Consider the following 26915-nt stretch of genomic DNA (forward strand, 5'->3'; position numbering starts at 1 on the left):
TTCTGATAATAATGGTGTTCAAATAACCTTACCCGCTTTGTTATGGAGATTCGTCATGTCGAAAGAAGAAATGATATGTCGTATTGTTCGTTTTCTTACCAATAAATCTCTACAAAAAACCTGCTGCAGGTAATGAGATTACCATCTCTTTCAGAATTACTTGCTTATGAAAATGAGCAAGTAATTCGTTATTTTTGTCATCATCATCCTAATTATGCTCAAGAACAAGCGCGTTCACTTTTTACTGATCTCTTGGCTTGGATGTGGCTCAATGTTTATCGTCAAATAAAAAATCGTTACACTTATTTATTTGGGCCGTTATTACCTCTGGATGAAATTTGGCACGCTTTTATCCTACACACTCGCGACTACCTGCCATTTTGTCACCATTATTTTGGAGAATACTTCCACCACCATGTTGAGCCAGTTGGTTTGGAGTATGAGCTTAATCCGCAAGAATTGGCAGATTTTCTCAATGATTGTTTTGAATATCTAGGAGAAGACTGGGTAATGCGTCATTTTGCAACAGGGCTTGAATAGAGGTCTAATAAAGTTTATCGACAAGACTTTTAAGATAACGTATTATTTTTACTTCAAACAGACTCACCACTAGGTTGTAACTGTTTCAATGATTGAACTTCTATTGTTCACTTGAGAGCAAAAAGTTACAGATTTTATTAAATATTTGGAGTAAAGCCATGACAGCCGAACGCTTTTCGGCCTCTATTGTGAACCGACTGTCATTACCCAGCGCTCAACAAACGCCTCACGGCTATTATCGCTCCAAGCTATTTATTGCACCTTTTACAACCAATCCGTTAGTTGCTGCAGCAGGGCCGTTATTATCTTTGCTCGAGCGCTTATGCATTACCCCTTCACTACCCCCGATAAACAGTATTCGCGAAAATATCGACCATGAACTACGTGCTTTCCACAGTCGCCTACAAGGGAAAGCCTACACTGAAGAATTAGATGCCATCGCTCATTACTTATTGTGTGCAACCATTGACGAGCTAATAGGAAAGAACTATTTGCGTCTTTATGGAACCATTGCTGAGTTCAAGGCATTTACCCCTTCATCACATGATGATGTCGGCCCACAACGTCGCTTCTTTGATATTGTGAACTACATTAAAGAAAGAGCTAATCAATACCTTGATCTGATTGAGCTGGCTTATTATTGCTTAATTACCGGTTTTGAGGGTGAACAACACGGGCGCGCCGATGGTAGACAGGTACTCGATAATTTACTTGAAGAATTATATCAACTCATCCAACAGCATCGCGTTAATAAATCCCATCAACTATTTAAACAACACAAGAAGATTGATGCCTTTCCCAAAAATTATAAACCTTTAATTGCCAGCTCTATTCTTGCCTTGATAATATTAGCCAGTGGCTATTTGATTAGCCATGTTCTATTAGAAAATCAAGCTAAAGTTGTCCAGTTTGGACATACAGTAACAGCTAAACTGGACGACTAATGGATCAATCATTAAATACCCTCTGCGAGACATTAAGAAAAATTCTTGGCACGTTAAAACCCCAAAATAACGCAATTTCTTTTTTACTTCTTACCGGAAAAATTCATCAGGGCAAAACCGCCTTACTTCGCCAGAGTAACTTAACCCATTATCCTCTGGATACAGAATCAAGCGCCAACTTCTTTTATAACCAGCATGGGGTCATCCTGGAATTGGGAGAGTCATGGCTTAATCAAAGCGACAATTTGCTCGCTTATACCTTGAAACAATTAAATCGTTGCCATAAATCTGTGCGCATCACCGGTATTATTCTTTGTATCGATACCAGTGACTTGTTACTTATTGAAGCGACTCAATTGATAGAACGGTGTAAATCCCATGCACAATTATTAGAGCGCTTTGGTCATGGTCTAGGATACCGGGTAGACATTGCTCTTCTTTTGACAAAACTAGACGCCCTGGCAGGCTTTTGCGATTTTTTTCAAGCTGATCATGTTAATGATCTTAGCAAACCTCTTGGTTTCTCATTAAACCCAACCCTGCAAAGGAACAAATTACTCGACAGCTATAGATACCGATTTGACCAGATGATCGAAGTGTTAGGGCAACAGATTATCAATAAGTTGCACCCGGCTCGCTCCAGCGTCAAACGCACCCTCATTCGCGAATTTCCTCTGCAGCTCGCAAGCTTAAGAGTACCCATACAATCCTTGATACAAAATTTGCCAGTACAACTTTTTAATCTGCAAGCCATTTATTTTACCAGTGCAGAACAAGGTGGCTTGAGCATTGATAAATTAAATAAAAAAATTCAGCATGAATATGCCTTAACAATACAAGATAAATTCCCGCAATCGAATAATTACCGCGCCTATTTTATTCAGGGTGCGCTAAGAGCATTTCAGGAACAAACCAAGCGTTTTACTGCACAAACCAGTGCGACGCAGAAATGGTTAATCGGCTTATCGGCCAGTATCGTTGGTGTTTCTCTTTTGTGGCTGCTGCAACAGCATGTGAAAACAGCAAGGCTATTGGATGAGGCAAGTAAAGAACTAATCACTTACGAAACATTTCTAAGTCAAGCGAATGATAAAACATCCGCGCTTTATCACTTATCTTTGGCAGCTACTAAATTACAACAGATTCCTACCAATATCTTATCTGTAACCTCCATAGAACATCTAAAGAATCAGCTTTATAGCAATACCAAACACCGTTTGCACGATGATTTTTTACCGGAATTGCTTGCAGGTGTTGAGAAGATTATTTTGGATCCCTCTCAAACCCAGATTGCTCGCTATCAAGCCTTAAAAATTTATCTTATGTTGGGTGAGCCTGAACATTATTCGGAGGCAGAAGTCACTCGCTGGTTTAGTGAGTACTGGAATGCAAATAATCAACAAGCCTTACACAAGCGATTAACGCTGCTGCGAAGTGCTTTGCGACAACCAATGCAACCTGTTGCGATTAACAGGCAATTGGTTAGCGATGTTCGAAATTATCTGAATGCTTTACCTGCAACCTACTTATACTACACTTTGGCCAAAAATAACTTCCCTGCAAGCAAACAGCCTATTGCGGTAGAAGGTTTTGACTTGGCAAGTAAAGAATTGCCCTATTCTTTCACCAAAGCAGGGTTTAAGGAAATTATTGCTGCTTTACCTAAAATTTCTTCACAGCTACAACATGAAAATTGGGTTCTGGCGCGCCAAGATCTGGATAACTTGCATTCACAATTGGAGCAAGCCTATTGCTTTGAGTACGTAACCTGGTGGCAAAATTTCACTCGTCGGACAAAACCCTCACGTTACCAGGATTATCAACAAGGACGTCAGGTGACACAAACGCTGCATCGAAGCAATGCCATACCGAGATTAATTGAACTAATCCAGCAGCAAACAGTACCTGAAGCGAATGAAAATTCAGCTTTATTTAATCAAAAAATAGCCAACGAATTTACCAATTTAAACTTATTAAGTAGCTCAGCTGCTAATGACTTAACGCAAAATATCAACGAATTGGAAAAATTCCTAACCACATTATCTCTGGTTAATGATCGTGGGCGCACAGCCTTTGAGCTAACCAAAGCCCATTTTCAAGGTGGCACGTCTTCTGATCCACTAAGCAGTTTATATAACAAAGCGAGGCAATTACCTGAGCCAGTAGCCACCTGGACTAAACAAATAGCTGATGATACCTGGTTTATTTTTATCAATGAAAGCAAACAATACCTAAACCAACAATGGCAACAGATGGTGTATAACGAATACAAAGTTGCTATTGCTAACCGCTACCCTCTGGATGCTTTACAAACCGCTGAGGTCACATTAACCGACTTTGATCATTTCTTCTCACCTCATGGAACACTTAACACGTTCGTTGCCAATTATCTGAAACCCTTCCTAGATACCTCAACCCCACAATGGCAACCAAAAGAGGTAAATGGTTATGTTATGCCGATTTCTAGCGATATTACCAATGAGTTAATCCGGGGTAATGTCATCACAAATATGTTTTTCTCACCCGATAGTGAAACCAGTAAAATCGAATTTAGCCTGCAGAAAATCAATTTAGATCCTGTGGTTGCAAACTTGCAATTAACTTTGGGTAAAACAACACTAACCGATAATCAAAACACTGAATCGTTTACTCAATTTAGCTGGCCACAAAATGATGCCAAACTCAGCTTGGATTCCATAGAAGGGAGCCATTTTGAACTTGAAGAAACAGGTCCTTGGGCATTCTTTAAGATGCTGCAAAAAGTCAATGTTTTGGTTGATAGTGAAGACAGTGCAAGTTTGCAAATCTTATTTGAGGTCAATGGTAATTCTGGTAGGTATTTGCTCAAAACTCAGAACCAAATTAACCCCTTCAGTCCTGGCATACTAACTGGCTTTATTCTGAAAGAAGAAGTTACATAGACCTAATAGCCTGTATCTCTAACACGCTAAGTTTGAGGTTCTATTAGAAAAAGAATATACAGGACCAGGAAAAACATCCAAAGCTCAATGTCATCAAATACGAACGATATTAAAAAATAGAATGACTAACCCAAAAATCGCTGGTAGAGCTACACCAGAATTAATGATGAAGATAAATGCAGCATTGAAACTGCATTTAGATTTAATATAAATTCAGAGACTGTTGACCACGAAGACCAACAGTCATCTTGTGAGATCAAGACAATTTATGAACCTGTTCCAACACACCAATTAATGTCTTTTTATTGATGTACCCAACCATGGTCAATTGCGGTAAAGGCTCTCCTTGCGTATCAAAGAATAGCATCGTGGGCGTTCCATAAATCGCAAACGCTTTCTTTATCTTAATAACCTCAGGGCTCTTACTGTCACTGATGTCCACTTTGAGATTCACTAAACCGGCCATGGCTTTGGTGACCTCGGATTGATTAAAGACTTTCGTCTCCATCTCCTGACAGTCACTGCACCAGCTTGCATAAAACTCAATAAACACGACTTTACGTTCTTGTTTCGCCGTGGCTAACTCTTCTTTTATAGCAGCCAAGCTGTTCGCTCTTATAAAAGGGACCTGCGTGCCATTCAAAGCCATTGAACTGCCGAAGTTTACACTCTGAACAATTGCTGAATACGCAATAATCCCTCCGAGAACGATGCTGATAAGTCCAACTCCTTGCAATAGATGTCCTGATTTAGTTGACTTAGCCGTTAAGGTTCCCAAACCGATACTACTTATGATCAATAGTGCCGCCCATAAAAATTTGATGATGGTCTCAGGTAATATCCGACCTAGCATCCAAATAGCCATGGCCAGCATGATAACGCCAAAGAGTTGTTTTATTTTTATCATCCACGGACCTGTCTTTGGCAAAAAGGAACCGTAACCGGCACCAACGATTATCAAGGGAATACCCATACCCAAAGCCATCACAAAGAGGATCACTCCTCCCATCAAAGCTTGTCCACTTTGGCCAATATAGGTTAAAACACCAATTAAAGGCGCTGTCACACAAGGAGAAACAACCAACGTTGAAATAATCCCCATCAGAGCAACAGAAACCATATTGGGTGTATTATTCTTCTGGTTCAGAAAAACAAATTTATTATGGATTTTAGCAGGCATACGCAACTCAAATAGACCAAACATAGCAAGAGCCATCAACACAAACACCAAGCTAAACGTGATAATCGCCAATGGCTGTTGCATGATTGTCTGTACAGTACTCCCCATATAACCAGCTAGCACTCCCGCCCCAGCATAAGTAACCGCCATCCCAAGCACATAACTCAGCGAAAGCTTAATTGCTTTACGCGTAGATAATGAGCGCTGTCCCACAATAATCCCCGATAGAATAGGTACCATAGGCAACACACAAGGAGTGAAAGCCAGTAGAATTCCCAAGCCAAAAAAAGCACTTAGATAAATTAACGCACTGTTCCCTTGGATGAAATGCATAACTGTAGTTGGGTTAGCACTCTCAAAATTAGCTGAAAATGACCAAACGACATGTGAAATGGCCATAAGCGTCAAGACGCCCAAAAAGCGTTTGAAATGTTTCATTATAAATTCCTCATTAATCCAATTAACAAAGTGATATACAACTCAACTGTATATCGTCCACGATTAATGAAGACAAATGGGCGGTTTAAAGAGACGAGAGCGAGGGGAAGAAGAGGTCAGTTGTGTATACACGAAGAACAGCAAGCCTGAAAGAATAAATAAATAAAAACCATCAATATGTGCGTTTTCGGCTAAGACATAGCAATGCGAGCTCTGGCAATACGAGAGTGTGGTTGTCGTTCTGCCTGAACATTTGGTTCCGACCGTATATTGTGCCTGAGGAGATGCTTGTTTTTGATGGTCATGGTAAAGCAAAAGCAACGGTTTTATGGTGAATAAAACCAGACTGGCCATCATGATGAAATGCAATAATTTGGGCATTAGCTTCATATCATCATAATACCAGCACTACATTTCTGTGTAAAGATTGCTCAAAAATCCACCTTAGCGTGTGTATACATTTTTAATAACTCGATCTTCAAGTTTTTAAGTTTGACAAAGCAAAAAACCGAATTACCGTGGCTTGACCACGGTATCCAGCAAGCTTCAATGAACTATAGATACCGTGGTCAAGCCACGGTAATTCGATGCTCTAAGTCAAACAACAAAACTTGAAGATCGAGAATAAGCAATAAAAGAAAGCTTTACCTGCCTCTTAAAATGCTTTATACAATTTGCTCTTGCCTAAACAAACGCGAATAGGGATTTCATGAGTAAAGAGCTCTTGCAAAAATCATTTATACTAATTGTACTTGGTGCTCTAAGCCTTTTGGGCAATATGGCTTTAGCTCTCACCAAGCAGGTAAACAATTTTATTTCCTATAGCGATAGCGGACATGGTCAACCGCTTATTTTGATTCACGCCTTCCCTACCGATAAACAACTATGGCAATTGCAACAACCACTCTCCGAAAAGTTTCGTGTAATCACTCTGGACTTATGGGGGTTCGGTGAGTCTGCAAGAGCAGATGGACAAGCGATAGCAATGGCTGATTACGCTGATGAAGTCAATCAGCTAATGGATCAATTGAATCTCGATAAAGCTATTATTGTGGGTGAATCCATGGGTGGATATATTACGCTTGCTTTTCTTGCAAAATATCCGCATAAAGTAAAAGGCTTAGTCTTATCGAATACACAAGCCATAGCTGACAGCGAAGAGACAAAAGCAAAACGAGAAACAATAGCTGTTGATGTTCTTGAGCATGGCACGATGAACTTTATCAAGGGCTTTATGCCCAAAGCGCTGTCGTCTAATGCACAAGAACACCTCAAAGAATTTTTATACTCTATTCTGGCAAGACAAGAACCCACTGGACTCGCTTCGGCTCTACGTGGGATGGCTTTACGACCTGACACGCTACCCTTATTGGCCAAATGTAAATTACCTATCCTAATCATAACAGGGAGTGAAGATAGCCTCATTTCCCCGCAACAAAGTGAAACCATGCATCTACTAGCAACGAATAGCAAATTAATTGTCCTTGCCGATGCAGGACATTTATCAAATCTTGAACAACCACAACAATGGAATCAGGCGGTGATTGACATGTTTGCCAAAAGTTAACGTAACATAATAGAAATAGACTCTAAAATTTCAGGGGTGCGGTTAAAAATGTGGTTTTTTTAATCGCACCCAAATTCAGGGATGGATAAATGAGAATAATTCATACGAATGAAATCATCGACCGAATTAAAAATCTTTGTATCGAAGCAAATATTGCTTTAAGAGAAGATGTCATACGTGCCTATCAACAGGCCCTACACACTGAGAAATCCGAATTAGGTAGAGAAGTATTAAAGCAATTACTCGAAAATGCCGAGTATGCAGCGAAAGAGAAACTCCCATTCTGCCAGGATACGGGATACGCCGTATTCTTTATTGAATTGGGACAAAACATACACATCGAAGGTGGGTTATTAACGGAAGCGATCCACGAAGGTGTTCGGCAAGGCTACACACAAGGTTGCTTAAGAAAGTCCATGCTTAAAAGCCCTATATGTCGAGTTAATACGGGCGATAACACTCCTGCTATGATCAATTATGATTTAGTTTTAGGTGAAAAAATGAAAATCTCCTTGTTAATCAAAGGGTGTGGTTGTGACAATATGAGCAGACTGAAAATGTTTACACCGGCTGAAGGCTTAGCAGCAGCTAAAAAATTCATCATTGAAACCATCGATCAGGCAGGCCCAAATGCTAGTCCACCGGTTACGATTGGTATTGGATTAGGTGGTCCATTCGCACGTGCCGCCGTACTTGCACAAAAAGCATTGCTATGGCCCATTGGAAAAATCAATCCAGATTCTCAGTTAGCAAGCTTAGAGTCTGAGTTGCTGGAGGAGATAAACGCATTGGGTATTGGCCCTGCAGGATATGGTGGTACTGTGACTGCCTTCGGACTGCATATTGAATCCGGAGCTACGCATATCGCAAGTTTTCCTGTCGCTGTTAACATTGATTGTCATTCACATCGTGTCAAAGAGATCACCTTATAATGAAATTAAAAAAAATTAAACTTAAAACCCCCTTAGATGATGCCGACATCGAAGCATTAAAAAGTGGCGATCTGGTATCTTTATCTGGTGTGATTTATGCCGCACGTGACGCAGCGCATGCTCGCTTTAAAGAAGCAATAGAGGCAAATAAACCGCTTCCTTTTGATCCACACGGACAAATCGTTTATTACGTCGGACCGACGCCACCTAAGCCAGGACATCCAATTGGTTCAGCTGGACCAACAACCGCCAGTCGCATGGATCCCTATGCTCCCCTGCTTATCGAACGAGGTTTGAAAGGGATGATTGGCAAAGGAAGAAGAAACAATAACGTTCTCTCATCAATGAGAACGCATAAATGTGTTTATTTCGGTGCGATTGAAGGCACCGCCGTCCTTATCTCTCGTGCCATAAAATCTGCAAAAATCATTGCTTATGAAGATTTGGGAGCTGAAGCAGTTTATGAATTTGTCGTAGAAGATTTTTCTGTTGTGGTGGTGAATGACATCTATGGGGGTGATTTATATCAATCAGGGAAAGAAAAATTTGCGACAGTGAATAAATGAACCATTATTTTATGACTTAGAGCGTTGTTTACCAAGTTCTCTCTCAATCAATTGCTGTCGCTGGATAATGACTTCAGCCACCCTTATGTTCGCAGCATCAACCATCTTGCCATTTAAATTAATCGCGCCATTGCCTGCAGAATTGGCTTGCTCGTAAGCTGCCATGACAGCCTTTGCCCAATAAACATCTTCCGACGATGGTGAAAAGATACGATTTGCCGTTTCGAGTTGTATGGGATGAATGCATTGTTTACCATCAAATCCCATAGCTAAAGCTATTTCACAAGACGCTGTAAATTCCACTGCATCTTTGAAATTAGCATAAGGTCCATCCATGCAACGCAAACCATTCGCACGTGCCGCTGCTACAATGGCATGCATGACTGCATGCCAACGATGCCCTGGATAATGCGCATCGTGATGATCCGCTGCACCAATACTGGACAAAGGCATATGCATTGAAGCCGCGTAATCACCGGAACCAAAAATGAGTCCCTCCAATCGTTCAGAGCTTTGCGCTATTTCACGTAACTCCATAAAAGCACTAGCCGTTTCAATTTGAGCTTCAATACCAATACGATTAGACATTTTTTTATGCATCTCAATTTGCGTGAGTAAATCATCCAGAAAATGGACATCGCGAGCAGTCTGCACTTTTGGCAACATAATAAGATCGAGATGCTGCCCAGCTGCTTCGACGATTTCAATCACATCACGATAAGCAAAATGAGTATCCAATGCATTAATACGCAACATGAGAGTTTTATTAACATCAGCCGATTTAAGTGCTTGAACAATATGAGCACGACTACCTTCTTTTTGCGCGATTGCAACAGAGTCTTCCAAATCAAGACAAATCACATCGGCGCAACTATCAAATGCTTTCTTAAACATCTCTGGGCGTGATGCGGGCACGAATAACATACTACGCGAAAGCCGTGTTGCTATCGTCTTCATGGTTTTTCCTGCAGTTCATTGAGTACTTCTTGTGTATGCTCTCCCAGTGCGGGGATTGCACCCATGTAAGGTACAATACTACTTAGATTATGCGGTGGTAAAAGCGTTTTTATCATTCCTTGAGGAGAATTCACTTCAACCCATCGTTTTCGCGCTTCAAGTTGAGTGTGGGTTGCGACTTTAGCTACATCATTTAACGCACCATTGGCGATCTTGGCTATCTCTAATCGCGTGATTACCTCTTGCTTAGATAAAGCTAGAAACGTGTTTTCGATTAATGATTCCAATTCTTGGCGATTTTGTAATCGCTGTGCGTTGCTCGCAAAACGCTTATCTTGTGCCAGTTTTGGCAGTTGCAACACCGTTGTACAAAACCGTTGCCATTCACGTTCATTTTGAATAGCAAAATTAACCAAATCATCTTTGCAAGGGTAAGCACCATAAGGAACTATCATGTTGTGGCGCATTCCAGCCCGCACAGGAGCGCATCCAGAACCTTCCCAGACATAAATAGGGGGCATCATCCACTCTACTAAGCATTCAAACATGGAAATCTCGATACGCTCACCTCGACCACTACGCTCCCGATTTAACAGGGCGGCAAGAATAGATGAATAACCATATAAGCCGGCAGCAATATCAGCAATCGATACCCCCACTTTAGCCGGCTCGTCAGGACTGCCTGTTAAACTAGGTACTCCTGATTCTGCCTGAATCAACATGTCATAAGCCCTTTTATCTCGGTAAGGACCATCGGGACCATAACCAGAAATGGCACACCAAATTAAACGTGGGTGTTTTTCCTTGAGAGTCTCATAATCAAACCCCAAGCGTTCCACTGCGCCCGGTGCTAAATTGTGGATGAAGATGTCAGCCCGCATAAGAAGTTGATTGAATTTACCATGATCTTCTGGCTGTTTTAAATCGAGTACCACACTGCGCTTACCACGATTCAACCACACGAAATAGGCTGATTGCCCATTAATTACATGATCATAGTCACGTGAAAAATCACCACCATCAGGACGCTCAATTTTGATAACATCAGCACCCATGTCCGCTAATTGACGAGAACAAAAAGGAGCTGCAACTGCTTGCTCTAGGGTAATTACACGTAAACCGCTGAGAGGTAAAGAGGTGACAGGATTCAATGAAAATTTCCTTCTAAACAATAATTTCAATAAGATCAAGGTATGACGATCAAATGTCAGAGCAACCGCATCTTATGGTTAATTAATCTCTATCTGACGTCGTTGCAAACGAAGTGAAGCAATCCAGAATCGATGCCTCATTAAAATTCAGCTCTAGATTGCTTCACTTCGTTCGCAATGACGGCGAATTGTTTTAATTTTACTGTCATGCGTTTGCCGCAGTGACCCTAATGCTTGGGTAGCATTTTCACATTTGGATCTTTAGCATAGGCATTGAGAATGTCAGTAACTAACTGTTCCATCACACTTTCTTTCGCATCTTCTTCGATGAGACCTGTTTCCTGTTTCATTGAGGCTAAACGCATTTCAATTTCTTTAGCTACCGAACCATTTGGAAATAACGCCGCTAACAATCTTCGAGCCTCAGCAGGTCCTAAGTGGCGGTAGAGTTGATTGCGAACATTGGCATCCTCAGCTGTGGTACTAAAAGCCCACAATTCTACAGGACCCAGAGTAAGGGTCAGCAGCTGAACGTTAATGCCACTTTTGGTGGCATATTGAACAAGAAAGGTAGCACCACCTTGACGAGGACCATGAACACGAGTGCGCAGAGCCGTTTTTGCAGTATTCGACAAACCAAAAATCTGAGACGTTTTTTCTACTGCTTGTGAAGGACCAGCATCCATGACATAAATGGCAGTACTAAAATCAATCATGATGGCATCAAAGTCATCCACAGATTGGGAGAGCAAGGCAATCTGTACTTTCCACTTACGTCCTTCCCGCATATCAATAATCACCTGATCGCGAACCGCTGAAGATTTAGAGGTACGGTGAAATTCATCATATACAATTCGTTTAGGGTCTTCTCTAATTTCCATGATTCTTTCTTTATGATATTCCTGATATTGCGCGGGAATATTCCCTAAACTTTCTTCGGTTAAATAATAGTGACGTGCCAGAACATAGCGAGCGAGCATATACATAACCGCAGTTTGACGATCTGCTGCATCACCACCACTTTTAGCAACCTCATCAAGGTCCAGAGAAACCACCCGAGCATCGCCAATATCAAAACTTGTTACTCTAGACAAAATTGGATACTCACGTACGGCTGCAGAAATCATACGTGAAAAAGCATTGATCAAGGATTCTCCTGTAGGAGCGGTCACTTTTTCGTATAGATCTTCAATTGAAGGTGTTCGACAGATAGACGCTGCATCGGCCAGTAAAGGCATCGCATAACGTTGAGCGAGCATCGCTTCGTGGATAAAACCTGCGGAATACAGCGAATCCGTAACCTCCCACCAGGTAGACTTGGAATCACGAACAAACCCAATTTCTTCCAAAATACTGTCAATAAACTCTTCTACTCCAGGGGCATAAGGGGTGGGATTAAACTCATCAGCCAAGCTTTTGTAAAGTTCGTCCACAACCATCCCTGCTAAATCTGCCATTCCGTCATAGGGTTTCGCAGCACCCAAAGGTGTAGTCAGAAGCGTTAAAAAATTCACCAAAAAAGAACGCTCAAGCGCTGTTGGGTAGCGGCAACCTAATTGCGTATCGAAAGGATTGATTGAATAATCTGGAGTCATTCGCAGTCGATGGTAGGCAACCAGGTGCCGTTTGGCAGCTGGAAGCGCTTCCTTCAACAAAGAAATTAAACCACTACTTGATGGACCAATATCAATAATTGCAATTCTTGGTAAGCGAGTTAATCCCCCAGATAGACAAAGAGCCAAGTTTAGAGCATTAGATAATACTGATTTACCGGACCCTGGTCGAGCATACACCAAATCAATCCAAGTCGTTTGCTGCGTGGAGCCAGGTTGGAATGGCCAAGGCTTACCATCTGGTGTTCTAAAAAGTAAGGCACCCTGCTCCCACGGAGAAGCGGGTCTGGTGATTGGCAACATGCTAATGACATGTGACAAAGGAGCTACTGAAGGAACTGCAGCACTCTTTAATGTGGTGGCTAACATACTGGAGACAAAGCCTGCAAAAGGATCTCCGCAAATCTCTGACACATCAGTAGATCCCCACCCCTCAATAGCCTTAACTAACTCAGAGCTTCGTCTTCTCAATATAGGGAGTTGATCTTCTGGTGCCCAAGTCGTTGCCACAACCCGTAAACGCACGATGGCATCATCGCTATTCAGTTGTAGATACTTCAACAAGTTCACCGAGTCACTGATTAACCTGTTTTGTGCTGAAGAGAAACTCAAAATTGCAGCCAGTAATCCTTTGAGTTTAAGTGTATTTAAACCTTCGCTTTCAACTAAAAACGAGATACGCCAAGGAATATGTGAGGGAAGAATACGCGCAAAGAGATTAAGAAAAGGTCTAAGATCTTTGGGAAAGAGATCGATGAATACAGAAGAATAAATTTTATTCCCGACCCTCACGGTACGTAAATCTAAAGCTTCAGCGTCACGAGGAATCACTTGCTTAGCTAAGGATGGCCATAATAAATCAGAGGGATCGCCATCGAAACCATTAATTTCACGAGGCATTATGCGATCGCCAGGGAGAGTAGCTCGCCAATCATCAGCAGTAAAGTCAGGATCAGCTGTCATACGAATTGCGTGGATAGCATCATGAACTTCCATTAATCGCGAAAATATGTTCAAAGCCTCAAGATCATTGATGATCGAACGGACATAAGCATCATGGGTATCCCGCAATTCAGGAATGGCCGCATAAATTGTTTGCGTATTCTTAAACGGTGGGGCTTTAGTATCCTTAAGCATTTTCAATTTTGCTTTATTAGCTACCTTTAGCTGATCCTGAGGTAGATTATACGGTCGAGTATACAGAGCAAAAAATACCCGTTCTTCCGCACAATATTGTGATAAAAAATTAACTCGTTCTGTAAATAGATCTTCTAAATTTAATTCCAATCGTTGGGCAGTAGCATCCGCTGGCGAATAAATATCTTGGATGACTTTTTTGATGTTTTGCTTATCGTGACTGAAATAGACTTGGAGAGCATGCCCGGGACGCCCCATGGCTGCCTGGAAAGCATTACTCAGCCCTTCCACCAAGCGTTCAAACTCTTCCGTGCCAGCAAGTGCTGTCACCCCTTCTATCTTCAAAATAGATAACAAGCTGCCATCATGATTGACTAAAACAGTTGGACTATCTGCTGTTTCTAAATCGCAATAGGATTCGGTCGTTTGTTTTAACGCGGTACTTAGCCAAGCAAAAAATGTATCAACACCTTCAAAAAATGACTCTGCCCATTTCCCCATGTCATTCCCTATAGACTCTCATTGAGAATATAAAATTAACCTGATGTGCAATTTTTCGGATCCCATGGCTTGACCACGGTCTGATCCCGGATCGAATCCGGGGAGCGGTAATTCGTAGTTTCAGAAAGTTGCACATCCAGTTAAAAATCATGTCCTCATTTGTTTTCAGTAATTTCTTCCAAGGCACTGGCTGCCCATCGTTCAATTTGCTTGCGGAATTTAGCCCTCGAAGGCAGCAAGCGAATATTATTAAACAAATTATCCGCAACTTCCGGAGTTACTCCGGAGTCAATAATTAGTTGCCCAAAGATTGCTGGATCACTCGTGCCCTCCCCAAATTTTTCTTCCACAATCTGAGAACGAAACTTAAAACTTCTATAGATATTTTGAGCACTATTTTTATAACCTGTATCATTGGTGATAGCACAAAATAAAACATGGCATAAGCTATTTAACTCGGGTTGGCTAAGTTCAGGCAGATAGATTAATGTCCCACCGCCATATCCCCCTACACCAACTGACTCAACAAAAAAGCATTGTGCACAAAAACAGCAAGCCGTTACCAAGTTCGATAGACGATTATTCGTAAAATCATAATCAAGATTAACCACTTCTTGAAAGAGTCTGGCTTGGAAACCACAAAACTGGCAAGTGTAACGATCGCGCTGAAAGACCTTTAACTCATAAGCCTTGAAGCGCTCATCAGCTTTTCTGGCTGAGTATAAACGCCAGGCTCCTGGACTAGCTATCAGTTTTAACCTGCAACGTTCTTGGTTAGCAGCCATTCACCACTCACAATATAAAATTTTAAATCGAATTAATGTTAAAAATAAAACCAGGAAGACCAAGCTTCCTGGTTTTTTAGAATTAACTAGTACCAAAAATGGTTCCAGATGGACCAGCTACGGATCCGGTTTCACCAAACATCGTTTGACCTGCTACCCCCAAGATGGAAGGGAGAAATAGCAAAGCAGCAGCAATAAAAACTAAGGCAATAGGTGTACCAATTGGGATCTGCGTCGGATTATCTTTGTGCTGCTTAAACTTCATAATCGCACCAATTGAAAAACCGAGGCCCGCAAGATAGGAGCCCGCAGTAATCAATTTAGCGATACTCGTAAAAGAGCCCGTAATACTGGATGCCATATTTCCTAACGTTTTACCGCTAGCAGCCACTTCACCTGCAAATACCATTAAACCAAGGTAAGCGGTAAACAAAAGCAGCTGTTTTAAATTATGCTTTAAGGGTGCATTCACTTAACTTTCTCCTTCCGAAAAACTAACCTGTACCATAAATTGTATTATTGATGATTTGTAGCGTTGCTACAATGTTCATCGCTAAAATTCCACCAAAAACATGTATTAAACCTTTTCCCGTCCCACCTGGCGGTTGCCCTTGTGATGCGGACCTTGCTATCAATACCCACCCCCTGACAAAAGCGATTACCCCGATGGTCTGAATAATTATCGTCAGTGGCCGACCGATTGTACTTCCAGAACCAAAAATAGCACTAAGCGCCTGATTACTACTGTTCACAGGAGCATATTGCAGAATACTCGAGGAGCCAAACGTTGTCTGCAGCAAGATACCCAAACCTGTCGGGAACCAAATAAATATTCCCGCTACCAATAAATAGGCCAAAGGTTCCTTAAGGCTAGCACTCTGGGAGTACATGGTCCTAGATTCACCGAATTGCTTTAGACTATATATAGCCTTAAATGCAAATGCCAACCCTATCAAATAGGCCGCGCCAGTAATCAACCGCTCAACTGGCAAAAGGTTATTTGCAATATTGGTTAATATATCAGCTTGGTTTGTCAGCCACGTAATACCAGAACTGCCATTATTCCCACCAGACATAAGTGTCCTCAACTATCTTGCTGACTAAACCTAATCACTCTGCCAGAGCTAGTGATGACCTTTCCTTGTCTGGAATCAATCAGCTTAACTACCCCATAACCGGCTATTTGGCTTCCTTCTCTAACGGTAATTGTAGACCCATTTTGTGCAATCAACCAAGCTCTTCCAGGAATGACAGCCTGTAAGAAATAAGTCGGTGGAGGAGTCTTCACTACTACACGTTTCACAACTTTGGGCTTGGCTCTTACAGTAAGTATAGTGAGTTCTTTAGATTGTTGTTCCACTTGAGCGGCTAAAACTGTAAAAGTTTGGTTAAGTTGAGCTAATTTGGCAGCTAGTTGATTAATATTGGAATTAATTGCCCCCAATTGGTTATTTAAGGACTCCATTTGCGAGCGCAGACTTTCCTGATTTGCTTCAAGAACAGATAACCTTTGAGTAATCTGGGTAGTATCCGTTGTCACGGGCTGTACGGTTGGCACTGGTGTTGGGGTCACGGGTATAGGTTGTACCTGAGGTGGTGGGGTAATAGGTTGCGTTGTCGCGGTAGTGAGTGGTGGCACGACATCTGGTTGAGTTTTTTTTGTAAACACAGGGGTAAGAAATTTATATGCGAGCATAACAATAACGATAACCACTATGGCTATTACCGCATTACGCCTGAGATTAGAACCAGGCTGTCCCTCTGGTGCCATTGTTTTTTTCGTTGGTTCTTCTCCTTGATCTGGTTCAATGGCATCCAGATCTGAAAACTGATACTCATCACCACCATACTCATCTTTTTCGTCTTCTGCCATTTCTTACCCACTCATCAAGTTAAAGTGTGGTAACGTCTTGAGTAAATAATATACCCAAGCCAGTACCTGAATATACTTCTACCGTTGTGGGGGTACTAAATTGCTGCTGCGCAACTTGCCCCCAACTTTTTCCAACAGTTGCTAAACCAATTATGGCATTTTCTAATGCAGAGCGCCCAATACCATTCTGTACGGTTATATTATCTCCACCACCTGTTCCACCAATCGTCACTGTGGTATTAGCTGACTGGAAAGCATTACCAAATCCTTCAATGAAAGAAGAAGCGAATAAGGATCCATAGCGTAAAAGATAATGATGATTAACTTTACTCGCTATGGCGGTTCTTGCTGTATTAGGATCAATGGCATAAGCACTGATTGATGTTGTATGGGGAGCACCAGGCACGGACATGGTATTAAAACTAATGACCATTTTATCTGCGTTGCTAGGCAAATTAAAACTGCCAATTAATTTGGCACCTTTAAATTTGCCTGTAACGATAGTAGCCAAAATGGGGCTTGGTTCATCGCTATTCACTGAGGTATCAAGTACTGCAAACATGACATCACCCGTTTTGATGATAGCCTTTTGATCTTGAGCCCCTCCTCCTGTGCTTGTTGCTTGAACTTGCGTAGTTACCTGGCCAGTCACAGGAGCTGCTGCTGCTACAGCTTGAGGAGCAGCCTTATCTTCCGGCACACTGCTAGCAGTGTAGGATTGTACTGCAATTTTTTGCCATGCCTGTAAGGATTGGTTGGCTGTGCCTAACATTTGCGATAAACGCTGTTGAATTTTTTGTTGGAAGCGTTGATCGGCCAATTGTTGGTTCTGCCTCGCTAAAATGGCTTGTAATTGTCGAGTATTAGCAGCTTCTGCCGTCTCCGCCGTTTGCGGGGTTGGGACGCCAGGAATACCTGGAACAGCAGAAGGAGCTCCAACTTGCGTTACACCCTCTAAACCAGCCACTTGGGTGGGTGGGAAACCAGCATTTTGTAGTTCTGCATCACTATAACCTGCGTTGCGCAACTGATCTGCGGTGAACCCTGCATCCTTCATATCTTTCGCACTGTAGCCCGCTTTGCGCAGATCCGCCGCACTAAAACCAGCATCTTTAAGATCTTTAGCACTAAAACCGGCTGCTTTCAGTTGACTAGCAGTAAAACCGGCATTTTTCAAATCAGCTGCACTGAAACCAGCATCCTTTAATTCACTTGCGGAAAAACCAGCATTCTTCAGATCGGCAGCACTAAAGCCCGCTGCGCGTAATTCTTTAGCGCTAAAGCCGGCATTTTTCAAATCAGCCGCACTAAAGCCAGCATTTTTTAGTTCTGCAGCGGTAAAGCCAGCTGCCTTTAATTCCGCAGCTGTATAACCTGCAGCCTTCATTGCAGCGGCGCTACATCCAAGTGTTTGTCTAATGGTCGTTGCTGAGACTCCAGCTGCTCTTGCTGCCCGCAATGAAGCAACACTGCAATCCGCGGTTCTACCTGCTGCGATTGCTGCAGTACCAATACCTGCCTGTCTAAGCTCAGCGGGAGTAAAACCTGCTGCCAAAAGTTGCTCAGGGGTAAAACCTGCATCAGACAATGCCTTAGCATCATAGCCGGCATTTTTTAACTGTTCAGCAGTACAGCCATTTAAATCGCGAATACGTTTCGCAGAGACACCTTGACTAAATAAATACTTCAGCTTAGCAGGATCGCAATCAGCGGACCGGATTATGGCATCCGAGAGCCTAGTTGCCGCTTGAACTTGCTCTGGAGTAAAACCTGCCGCTAGCAGTTGTTGCGGAGTGAAACCAGCGTCCGCCAAATCTTTTGCAGTAAAACCTGCTGCTTTTAAAGCATCTATACTACAACCATTTAAGTCTCGTATTTTTTTTGCTGTAACTCCCCGTTCTAAAAGTGCTCGTAACTTCGTAGGATCACAACCAGCAGCACGAATGGTATTATCATCTACGGGGGTGGCAGCAGCAATTTGGGCTGGGGTAAATCCAGCATTTGCTAAATCCTCATCTGTAAATCCAGCAGCCTTCAAAGCCTGAGCACTACAACCAGCATATTGTCTAATTAGTTTAGCGCTAACGCCTGCAAGGCGTTCTTTTTTTAGCGTCTCGATGTCACAACCTGCAGCTTTGATATCTGCTGGTGTGACCCCTGGTGGGAGTTCAGCCTCAGCAGCTGCGATCTCACCAGGTGTAAAACCCGCCTTTTTTAAATCATCTGGACTAAAGCCAGCGTTAAGCAGATCTCTTGCACTAAAACCCGCTTGCCTAAGTTCGGCTGGAGTAAATCCTGCTCTTTTTAGATCGGCAGCACTAAAGCCAGCATTTCTTAAATCTTGTGCGGTATAGCCAGCCGCTTTTAATTGTGCGGCACTACAGCCACTGATGCGTCGGATCGCTGCTGCCGAGACTCCTGCGGCACGTAATCGTTTGAGAGCATCTACCTGACAGCCTGCATTACGCACATCCGCTTCAGTGATCCCATCTGGCAAACCACTCGCTTTTGCAATGTCATTATCAGAAAAACCGGCGCCCTTTAATTCACCATCAGTGAATCCGCCATCTTTCATTTCTTGCGCGGTAAATCCAGCACTACGTAGTTCACAAGCATTAAAATTACAAAGCCGCAAACGCTCGGCACTAAAACCAGCATCTTTCAGTTGACGAGCGTTAAAACCTGCTGCGCGCAATTCTTTGCAAGAACAAACTTGTTGTAGATCTTGAATTTGATAGCCAACGTCTCGCAATTGAGCACAGGTACAACCTGCTTTTAAATCTGCGATCGTGGCTCCTTGATTAACGACGTTAGTTACCGTGGCTTTACTGCAGTTATTGCCTTGGAGTGATTGAATCCATAAGCTACGCTGAGCTCCTGCTTCATCTTCTCGAGCAAGGGTGGCAAAACCAACGCCGCCCTCCCCCTGCTGAGGTCCTACAGCCTGAACACCTTCACCCAAAGCTTGGGCACGAACAATGGTAGGGATAGCACTCCCACCCGTTTTCAATGCTGATTGAGCCTGGCTCACATTTTGTTCTTCTACTAATTTTGCATATTGTACAGTTGGATCAAGGGCCCCTGGGATTGACTGTATAGCCGGAACACCACCTACCACTGTGGGTCCACCATTAACATCTACAGTAGAGCGAAACCTAATAACCCCAACAACAACCGCGATTATCAATAGGACAGCAGTGAAAATGACAATTACCCGTGTTCGGGTATTGGTAAAGAGCGCCTTAAGATTTTCTTTTTTACCTGCCATGTGATTATAACCCTTCTACCTTAAGTTGCATAACCTTGCCATGCCAGGAAACAAGTAATACCGGAGATTTTTGCATTTCGTAAGCATGCATTCCATCTGCACTAGTCATGCTTCCTATCCACCCTGGGGACAAGATCGTGAGGTTCGTGCGAACATACATCTTTTCATTTAAAAGCCAGGCTCTTGCATCCCCACCACTTACTGTCAAACGCTGGCTACCCGGAGGAGGAACACCATCTAAAACATGCAAAAGAATATCACTGGCACTTGGAGGGATACCCTCTTCCATGGGCATTGCCTTTGCATTCGGACCATAGCCTTGTACTCGCAGATCCACCCGATAATCAACAGCTTTTTGTCCCGGAATGAGAGTCAGCATCACGGGAGTATTCAGCCCACGCAACCTCACTGCAAGATTACCATAAGTATAAAGTTTTAGTGATTGAATCATTAACGTATTGCTGGTTTTATCCCATTGAATATTGAAAGAAGCGGGATCGCCCAAATCATAAGCACTGATGGGCCAAGGCGCTCCTGTTGAGTCAAGAAAAACCAAGGAGGATACAAATCCTTGGGATAAACGAATTACCGGAGGAGTTGAACCTGGTGAGAGATTCACAAATTGAGACGTCGCTGTGGGTTTCGGCGGCGTACCAGCCGTGGCTGCCTGGGCATATTCTGAGGCATGGTAGAGTTGCTTCAGTCTCACGATTTGCTCTGGGGTCAGAGGAAACAATTGTCGAGTCACACCATCGAAGGCCTGTGTATCAATAAGTTCATTATCCGCCTCTGTGGGACCAGCAGAAGCAGCCTCTTGAGGTGGAGCTGCTTGTGGTGTTGGTGGTGGTCCAGCGGGTGGTGTTGTAGTGGTTTGACCTGCGGGGGCCGGTTGCGTCGCCTGAGTCGCCTGAGTCGCCTGAGTTGGCGTAGGTGCTGCCGGTGCTGGTTGCCCTTGCGCATTAGTCCCTTGAGATAGCTTTTGTTGTAATAAACGCAGTTGTTGAAGCGCTTGTTGTGCAGAATCAGACTGATCAGTTGCATAGGTAAGATGCAATGAATCAAGGATAAGAATACTAATGATAGCAATCCAATGAACCGCCTGTTTCTTTTTTTTATTAGATCTCTTTCGAAACTCGCTGTGGTGAGCGAAGTGCGAGGAGAAGCGAAGCGCAGAACCGCAGTGTACACGCCAGTACATGAGGATTCGAGCACCGCATCGATGAAGCAATTCGCCACCACAGTAGTAGAATTTTGAAAGAGATCTATTCATCAACTTATCCCACCACTAGCTGGTCCAACAACAAACTGAGCTATACCAATACCACGCGGAGAATTTAACGTTGATACCCGAGTTATCAACATGGTAACGACGTTATTTTGTTGAGAAAATTCGCTAGCGCTTTGGTAGGTAACCAAGATGGGCATTTGTACTCGCCAGGAATACCTACCATTCAAAATCCCTTTTTGCAAAATAATTGGTGCACGAGTAGCTACAGCAGAAACAATCAATTTCTTTGCTTTTACTGCATCCAAATTATTAGATTCTTGTAGGGCATTCAGGAATTGAGTCCATCCATCAGCTGTGAAAAAACCAGAAGAAGCCTGCAATTCCTCACGGTAATTTACAAAATTATAAGTAAACGCTGCAATAGCTGCCTGGTTTGCCCATTGCAAGACAGCTGAATCGGATTGGTTAGGTTCATTTAATGGAAATAATGGCGTAATTCGTCCATTAATGCTTGTAGCAAAATATTTTGGTGCGGGCGGATGTGTCAATAAATAAAATAGCAAGGAGGCTGAAACAATATTAACCAAAACAGAAATCAGGAGAGCGATTATTATCTTACGTTGTCCATCACGGTAAAAAGCGTTTCTCATCGCGACAGTTGTTAAAGCATCTTCAGCCATAATATCCTCGGTTATTGCGGTATGACCCTCGTCTCATCCTCATTAACAGGATCTGGTTCAAGCAAAGGTGTGCTTGAATAATTTGGTTTATCTAGTGGCGTTAATTTGACAGGCGGAGTTATTCCACTAGTTGCATAATAATCACGCTCTGGTTCATTAAAATGGACATAATATATTGCAAGGGTTAAAAATAAATTAATAGTCAACGATACAATAACCCACTTTATTCCTTTACGATAGGTGCGAACATAAAATCCTTTAGAACTCTTTATTGTATCCCAAGTACCTCGAGTCATTCTATCCTCATCTAGATGATCGCATCTCTAAAAGTAATTTCAATACGTGAATTTGGCGATTTATCGCCACCATGAGGCCAGGCCATTATAGGTTTATCACTGCCAGCACCAACTGTAAAGATAAAACGACTGTCTATTCCTTGCGACCATAAGTAATCTCCCACTGCTCTTGCTCTCGCCAATGTTAAGGCGCGTTCACGCTTTGAAGAAACATATTTAGTGCTATAACTGGTAACCGTTATTGCTACTTTGCGAAATTGTTTTAAAAAAAGGACAACATTATTAAGTACGCCATAAGATTCCCAAGTTAATCTCGGGGATTGATTAGCGAACAAAGCTGCTGAAGGAATACTTATTAAATAATCCGAACCGATGGTAACTACTTTTATTCCGCAACTATTTAGTCGCTTTTGCAAACGGATGACTGCTTTATCAGAGGTGCCTGCTACTTTTCGTGGTAGTTTAGGACCATCATCCGCTGGGATATAAGGGGGAGTTTTATGACAACCTAATAATAATAGAGAGGCTAGCAGAGTGGCATGCCATATTGAAAAACCGAATACGCTACTCCACATTTGTTTCACTCTCACCCTCATTAATTATTAGATTTCCCATTTCATCAAATAAAAACATACAAATCATTACGTTACAAGCAGTTCTTAAAAATTTAACAATATTTTTGCTTTGTGAATAATAAATAAACGACAAAAATAACCCGCTTTGTAAGATAACAGCAGAAATGGCAGAGTGGGGCCAAAGAGGCCAAAATACTGGCAAATGAGGGATTGATTTAAGATTAGATCTCTTCTGATTTAGCTTGGGCTTTTTCTCGTTCACTCACAATTTTTTCTGATAGTGCGTTTACTATTTCAGACAGTTCTGTAGATGTGACTTGGTCTCTTTCTTGAGGCGGATAATGTGTCGCCATTTGAAAGTCTTTAATCAGTTCATTAGCGACCGTGCCAGCATACTTGTCTTTCGCCCCGCTAGCACGCTCAATAACCGACAGAAAGTCTCTTGTCTCGTTGATAGCCAATAAGGGTAGAGAAAATTGTTCCATATCTTTTGCCAACAAAGGAAGTGCATTGGATGGTTGGCGAAGTTTACTGAAGATGGTTAATATCCCTTCCTCTTCTTCCTCAATGATCTCTTCTACTGGAGGTGGTTCATTATGACCATGGAATGCCAGTAAAGCAGCCACTCCTCGCTCAATTGGCTCACTGATCTTAGAGTCATGCAATGCTTTAGTGATTAACGTAATTTCTTCTGTTTCAACGGCTTTGCTGATACTTAAATCTCCACTCTCCAATATCTTTTGAAATCCTGAAAGTTGTTTTTGCAATTTCATCAAGTATTCATCAGGAGGCGGCTCTACCTTCAAAAATTGATTAAGCTTCAACTGCTTCACTGGTTTAGGGTTAGCATAAAACATGCGAGCACGAACAATCTTGGATTTAAAGAATATATGTGCTTCACCTTCCGTTTGCTCTTTCAGATCCAGCAAATCGATACGGGCACGTTTTTCAAAAGAGGAACTCTTCGTGTCCAAATAACTGTTCGACATACTTGTATCTTTGGTTTGGAATGAATCAACCTTAGTGACGTAAGCTTCCCCAGCTGTTTTAGTAAAGAAATCCCACGTTTCGGTAGGATCCTCAAGTTTCATACAAATCTTGATGTTCGTATTTGCACCGATAGATGCAGCTTCTTCCTTGGATGCTTTCTGGAAAGCAGGTAAGTCTTGTCCAGCAAAAATTGCAGAGAATCCAAGTGAACGCGCCTGAGCAGGCACCACAGCAAACCCCTGAACAGCGTAGTAACCATACTCATCCAAAATACACATGTAAGGTGTAGGGGCAGTGGTTGGTTTTCTTTCGATCACATCTCGGTAATCACCTTCAACCTGGTCACCTAATCCTGCAGCCATCATGGCTTTCAAAGAAGAAACAATGACCTTACCTAAATTGGATAACTCATCAGGAGATTTCTCCAATGCAGGCAACAATACAACGAGGATGCGTCGATTGAGTACTACATCTTTAAAATCCACTTCTGCCAAATTTGTGCGAATAATGTGGCCATAGGTGTCTGCTAAAGATGAGAATACACGAACCAACTGCATGGTAATAAAACCGTGCTGTTCCAGAACTTGTGAAACTTGTTTACCCTTTTTTTCTTTATTGTAACCAGGGAGGTTAAATACATAGTTACGCAATGGATCAGTAATTAATTTAGGGACTGAGTCAATATTTATGCTTTCTTGGTCATCTCGTGGAAAAACCTTATCGAGCACGATTGCTTCAAGACGGGCTAAGTCAAAATAGTTACGAATCGTATTGGCATCAAGTAGGATAGCACCTTCATCACGCATATAGACCAATAACTTCATTAAAGCTTCCACGAAGCTGATAGCACGACCTTTCCACATGTCCCCGTCAGAAGACTGACCAGACGATCCCATCAAACTCACCACCAGCTGGGTCAACATACTGGAAGAACCCTGACAAAACGGATTAAGGGTATTGGATAAACGTTTTTCCTGAGGCCCGACAATATCACGCGCACCAGTCATGAAGTTGATCAATAGTAAATCATCCTCACGCCCCATGCTGCGCACCATGGAGAAGATCTTCGCATAAAGCGAGTTATCACCTTTACCGTCGACGTAAATAAAACCACTGGCATGCACTAAGGCATTATAAGCAAGTGAGACGAGTGTTTCTGTTTTACCACTACCGGTGGAACCGAAAATAAGCGCATGTGTTCTAAGATCATCATTGGTGAACCACAGCTCTTCTTTTGTTTTGCGATCATTACCAAAGAAGGCAATTCCGCGAGCAATATTTGGGGTCCCTATACCCGGTTTTAAATCATTATAATCTTTGACTCTAGCGATCTTAGGCAGTCTAAAGGGGAGCTTCTGTTTGCAAGAGTAAGCGTAGAGGAAGATAGCAGCGCCAACAATCAACATCAGCGTTGACACTTCAGATAAATAGTAAGCAACTGCTGCCATGGAAACCAAAACAATAGCGACATTTGTTGGATCAGAGAAAAAATCTGCAAGACGTTGGCCAAGCGTGCGTGTATCCCGCAAAAGCTGGGTAGGATCTATTTCATGTCGCGAATCAATACCACGCATCATGGCTCTAACTCCTGCAACTCTTTAGGCGTTAATTTCACTTCTTTCACAGCGATTTCAAGTGCTTTAATTGCTTCATCTATCATAGGTACTAAAGACCGTCTACCCATAACCTTTTCGGCACGCCAATGGGCAAAAGGACCTGCAACCTCTGCAAAAGGCGTTTGACGGCCTACACAATTAAGCATATACCATAATCGACGATCGATGGGCTTAAGCCATAAAAACTCTGAACTTGGCACAACCCCATCTTCACGTGCCGATTCCAATAGTGAAGCCATAACCGTCAAGAGGTAAGCGTGCTTTCCTAAAATTTCTTGCACATTTTCAGCATGTTGATATTTCTTCAATACCGACTTAGCTACAGAAAAGTCCATTTTTCCGGCAGCGTAAGATTTATCTAAGGACTCTAGAATAGAGCTAGCAGAATTCCTATCCCGGTTCATTCTAGCAATAAACACTGCAGCTAGAGCATAAACTTGCGGTGGGCAGTGATCAAAACCATCCCAATACGGACCTAATTGCAATGTGAATACACGTTTTGCGTCTCCCTTGCGAATACCAGCAGTCATCTCTTGCCCTGGTGTAGGATTATCTAAGAGAGCATCATCTTTTTTGAGTAACTTGTATTTGCGGGCAAATTCCATCGGGGTAAGTGCCATGGCCCAAGGGCCTTTATTAATATCTACGCTCACTAAATCTTCTTTAACGACAGGCATAATCGCTAGCCAATTATGCTGTTCTTGGGTGCGTAGGGTTTTCATATTATGTGCTTTTTTGAATCTAAGAGTGATGTCGGAACGGTAAAGAAAAATAGCTAAGAATATAAGGATGACAACAATTGGGTAGCGAATAAAATTGCCAACACTGCGAGTCAGATCAACGAACTGATCCCAGCTTACTGTTGCCGGATCAATGGTTTGCATCAAGTAAATATTATTTTGCAGCTGAGCATTGCTAACAAAAAAACTGATTAATTTTGCTTGTAATACATTTAGATAAAAAACGAGGGCAACAATGTATTGATGTCCAAGTTTCCAGATAAAAAAAGCGGTGAAAAATATCAGCACCATAATCCATACTGGTGCCATTGAGTTATCGCCGCCACCTTGTTGCTGTGATTGTTGTGCCATACGCTGCGTCAAATTGAATCCATATTAAAAAAGTATATACCCAGTTTAAGCATGATGCGACCATCA

The 26915-nt window shown here is 42.4% G+C and carries 22 protein-coding genes and 1 pseudogene; 7 read left to right on the forward strand and 16 right to left on the reverse strand.

The features are described from left to right. The first annotated feature begins 132 nt into the window (after nucleotides 1-132). The 4 genes and pseudogenes from CKV79_RS10435 to CKV79_RS14195 form a co-directional block, all read left to right on the forward strand. Complete coding sequence (locus CKV79_RS10435) at nucleotides 133-540, forward strand: glycine-rich domain-containing protein (protein WP_028373857.1); 408 nt, start codon at nucleotides 133-135, stop codon at nucleotides 538-540. A gap of 158 nt (nucleotides 541-698) precedes the next feature. Then, nucleotides 699-1484 (forward strand): type IVB secretion system protein IcmH/DotU, encoded by a 786-nt coding sequence (icmH, locus tag CKV79_RS10440; protein ID WP_028373856.1) that lies wholly within the window; start codon nucleotides 699-701, stop codon nucleotides 1482-1484. Further along, nucleotides 1484-4405, forward strand: a complete 2922-nt coding sequence (gene icmF, locus CKV79_RS10445) for a type IVB secretion system protein IcmF (RefSeq protein ID WP_028373855.1) — start codon at nucleotides 1484-1486, stop codon at nucleotides 4403-4405. Before icmH ends, icmF begins: the two co-directional genes overlap by 1 nt. An 88-nt stretch (nucleotides 4406-4493) precedes the next feature. Next, nucleotides 4494-4616, forward strand: a pseudogene (locus tag CKV79_RS14195) (hypothetical protein); the annotation flags it as partial. A gap of 45 nt (nucleotides 4617-4661) precedes the next feature. Here the strand turns inward: CKV79_RS14195 and dsbD are convergent. Continuing rightward, entirely contained in the window at nucleotides 4662-6023 is a 1362-nt protein-coding gene (gene dsbD, locus CKV79_RS10455; protein WP_028373854.1) for a protein-disulfide reductase DsbD, read from the reverse strand. 63 nt (nucleotides 6024-6086) lie between these two features. Next, nucleotides 6087-6404, reverse strand: a complete 318-nt coding sequence (locus CKV79_RS10460; RefSeq protein WP_028373853.1) for a hypothetical protein — start codon at nucleotides 6402-6404, stop codon at nucleotides 6087-6089. 328 nt (nucleotides 6405-6732) lie between these two features. Here CKV79_RS10460 and CKV79_RS10465 point away from each other — a divergent pair, with 328 nt between their 5' ends. The 3 genes from CKV79_RS10465 (at nucleotide 6733) to CKV79_RS10475 (ending at nucleotide 9088) form a co-directional block, all read left to right on the forward strand. Next, nucleotides 6733-7590 (forward strand): alpha/beta fold hydrolase, encoded by an 858-nt coding sequence (locus CKV79_RS10465; RefSeq protein WP_028373852.1) that lies wholly within the window; start codon nucleotides 6733-6735, stop codon nucleotides 7588-7590. A gap of 89 nt (nucleotides 7591-7679) precedes the next feature. Continuing rightward, nucleotides 7680-8522, forward strand: coding sequence for a fumarate hydratase (locus CKV79_RS10470; RefSeq protein ID WP_028373851.1), 843 nt, complete (start codon nucleotides 7680-7682; stop codon nucleotides 8520-8522). Then, on the forward strand, nucleotides 8522-9088 hold the full coding sequence (locus tag CKV79_RS10475; RefSeq protein ID WP_035915892.1) for a Fe-S-containing hydro-lyase: 567 nt from the start codon (nucleotides 8522-8524) through the stop codon (nucleotides 9086-9088). The genes CKV79_RS10470 and CKV79_RS10475 overlap by 1 nt, the downstream gene beginning before the upstream one ends. Before the next feature lie 9 nt (nucleotides 9089-9097). On the opposite strand, the gene CKV79_RS10480 is transcribed toward CKV79_RS10475, so the two are convergent. From CKV79_RS10480 to icmP, 14 genes are all read right to left on the reverse strand, one after another. Then, nucleotides 9098-10045 carry an HpcH/HpaI aldolase/citrate lyase family protein gene (locus tag CKV79_RS10480; protein WP_035915889.1) on the reverse strand — a complete coding sequence of 316 codons (948 nt, stop codon included), beginning with the start codon at nucleotides 10043-10045 and terminating at the stop codon, nucleotides 9098-9100. Next, nucleotides 10042-11196, reverse strand: a complete 1155-nt coding sequence (locus tag CKV79_RS10485; protein WP_028373849.1) for a CaiB/BaiF CoA transferase family protein — start codon at nucleotides 11194-11196, stop codon at nucleotides 10042-10044. The genes CKV79_RS10480 and CKV79_RS10485 overlap by 4 nt, the downstream gene beginning before the upstream one ends. Nucleotides 11197-11423: 227 nt before the next feature. Beyond that, nucleotides 11424-14447 carry a type IV secretion protein IcmB gene (locus CKV79_RS10490; protein ID WP_028373848.1) on the reverse strand — a complete coding sequence of 1008 codons (3024 nt, stop codon included), beginning with the start codon at nucleotides 14445-14447 and terminating at the stop codon, nucleotides 11424-11426. A gap of 155 nt (nucleotides 14448-14602) precedes the next feature. Next, on the reverse strand, nucleotides 14603-15232 hold the full coding sequence (gene icmJ, locus CKV79_RS10495) for a type IVB secretion system protein IcmJDotN (protein ID WP_028373847.1): 630 nt from the start codon (nucleotides 15230-15232) through the stop codon (nucleotides 14603-14605). 82 nt (nucleotides 15233-15314) lie between these two features. Further along, the gene (locus tag CKV79_RS10500; protein ID WP_081778103.1) at nucleotides 15315-15641 is read right to left on the reverse strand and encodes an IcmD protein; all 327 of its coding nucleotides are present in this window, start codon (nucleotides 15639-15641) and stop codon (nucleotides 15315-15317) included. A gap of 85 nt (nucleotides 15642-15726) precedes the next feature. Next, nucleotides 15727-16308, reverse strand: a complete 582-nt coding sequence (locus CKV79_RS10505; protein WP_035915885.1) for a hypothetical protein — start codon at nucleotides 16306-16308, stop codon at nucleotides 15727-15729. Between the two features lie 8 nt (nucleotides 16309-16316). Then, nucleotides 16317-17105: a type IVB secretion system protein IcmG/DotF gene (gene icmG / locus CKV79_RS10510; protein ID WP_028373844.1), complete on the reverse strand. Its 789-nt coding sequence runs from the start codon at nucleotides 17103-17105 to the stop codon at nucleotides 16317-16319. Between the two features lie 19 nt (nucleotides 17106-17124). Next, nucleotides 17125-20373, reverse strand: coding sequence for a type IVB secretion system protein DotG/IcmE (gene dotG / locus CKV79_RS10515; protein WP_028373843.1), 3249 nt, complete (start codon nucleotides 20371-20373; stop codon nucleotides 17125-17127). Between the two features lie 4 nt (nucleotides 20374-20377). After that, entirely contained in the window at nucleotides 20378-21643 is a 1266-nt protein-coding gene (locus tag CKV79_RS10520) for a DotH/IcmK family type IV secretion protein (RefSeq protein ID WP_408606907.1), read from the reverse strand. Then, nucleotides 21643-22281 (reverse strand): type IVB secretion system apparatus protein IcmL/DotI, encoded by a 639-nt coding sequence (locus tag CKV79_RS10525; protein WP_028373841.1) that lies wholly within the window; start codon nucleotides 22279-22281, stop codon nucleotides 21643-21645. The genes CKV79_RS10520 and CKV79_RS10525 overlap by 1 nt, the downstream gene beginning before the upstream one ends. 11 nt (nucleotides 22282-22292) lie before the next feature. Continuing rightward, on the reverse strand, nucleotides 22293-22577 hold the full coding sequence (gene icmM, locus CKV79_RS10530) for a type IVB secretion system protein IcmM/DotJ (protein WP_028373840.1): 285 nt from the start codon (nucleotides 22575-22577) through the stop codon (nucleotides 22293-22295). An 11-nt stretch (nucleotides 22578-22588) separates the two neighbouring features. Further along, nucleotides 22589-23152 (reverse strand): type IVB secretion system protein IcmN/DotK, encoded by a 564-nt coding sequence (icmN, locus tag CKV79_RS10535; RefSeq protein ID WP_051546213.1) that lies wholly within the window; start codon nucleotides 23150-23152, stop codon nucleotides 22589-22591. A gap of 221 nt (nucleotides 23153-23373) precedes the next feature. Then, the gene (locus CKV79_RS10545) at nucleotides 23374-25719 is read right to left on the reverse strand and encodes a TraM recognition domain-containing protein (protein WP_028373837.1); all 2346 of its coding nucleotides are present in this window, start codon (nucleotides 25717-25719) and stop codon (nucleotides 23374-23376) included. Further along, on the reverse strand, nucleotides 25716-26849 hold the full coding sequence (icmP, locus tag CKV79_RS10550; protein WP_028373836.1) for a type IVB secretion system coupling complex protein DotM/IcmP: 1134 nt from the start codon (nucleotides 26847-26849) through the stop codon (nucleotides 25716-25718). Before icmP ends, CKV79_RS10545 begins: the two co-directional genes overlap by 4 nt. Between the last annotated feature and the right edge of the window lie 66 nt (nucleotides 26850-26915).

Origin of the sequence: Legionella lansingensis (genome assembly GCF_900187355.1) — a bacterium.
GTDB lineage: Bacteria > Pseudomonadota > Gammaproteobacteria > Legionellales > Legionellaceae > Tatlockia > Tatlockia lansingensis.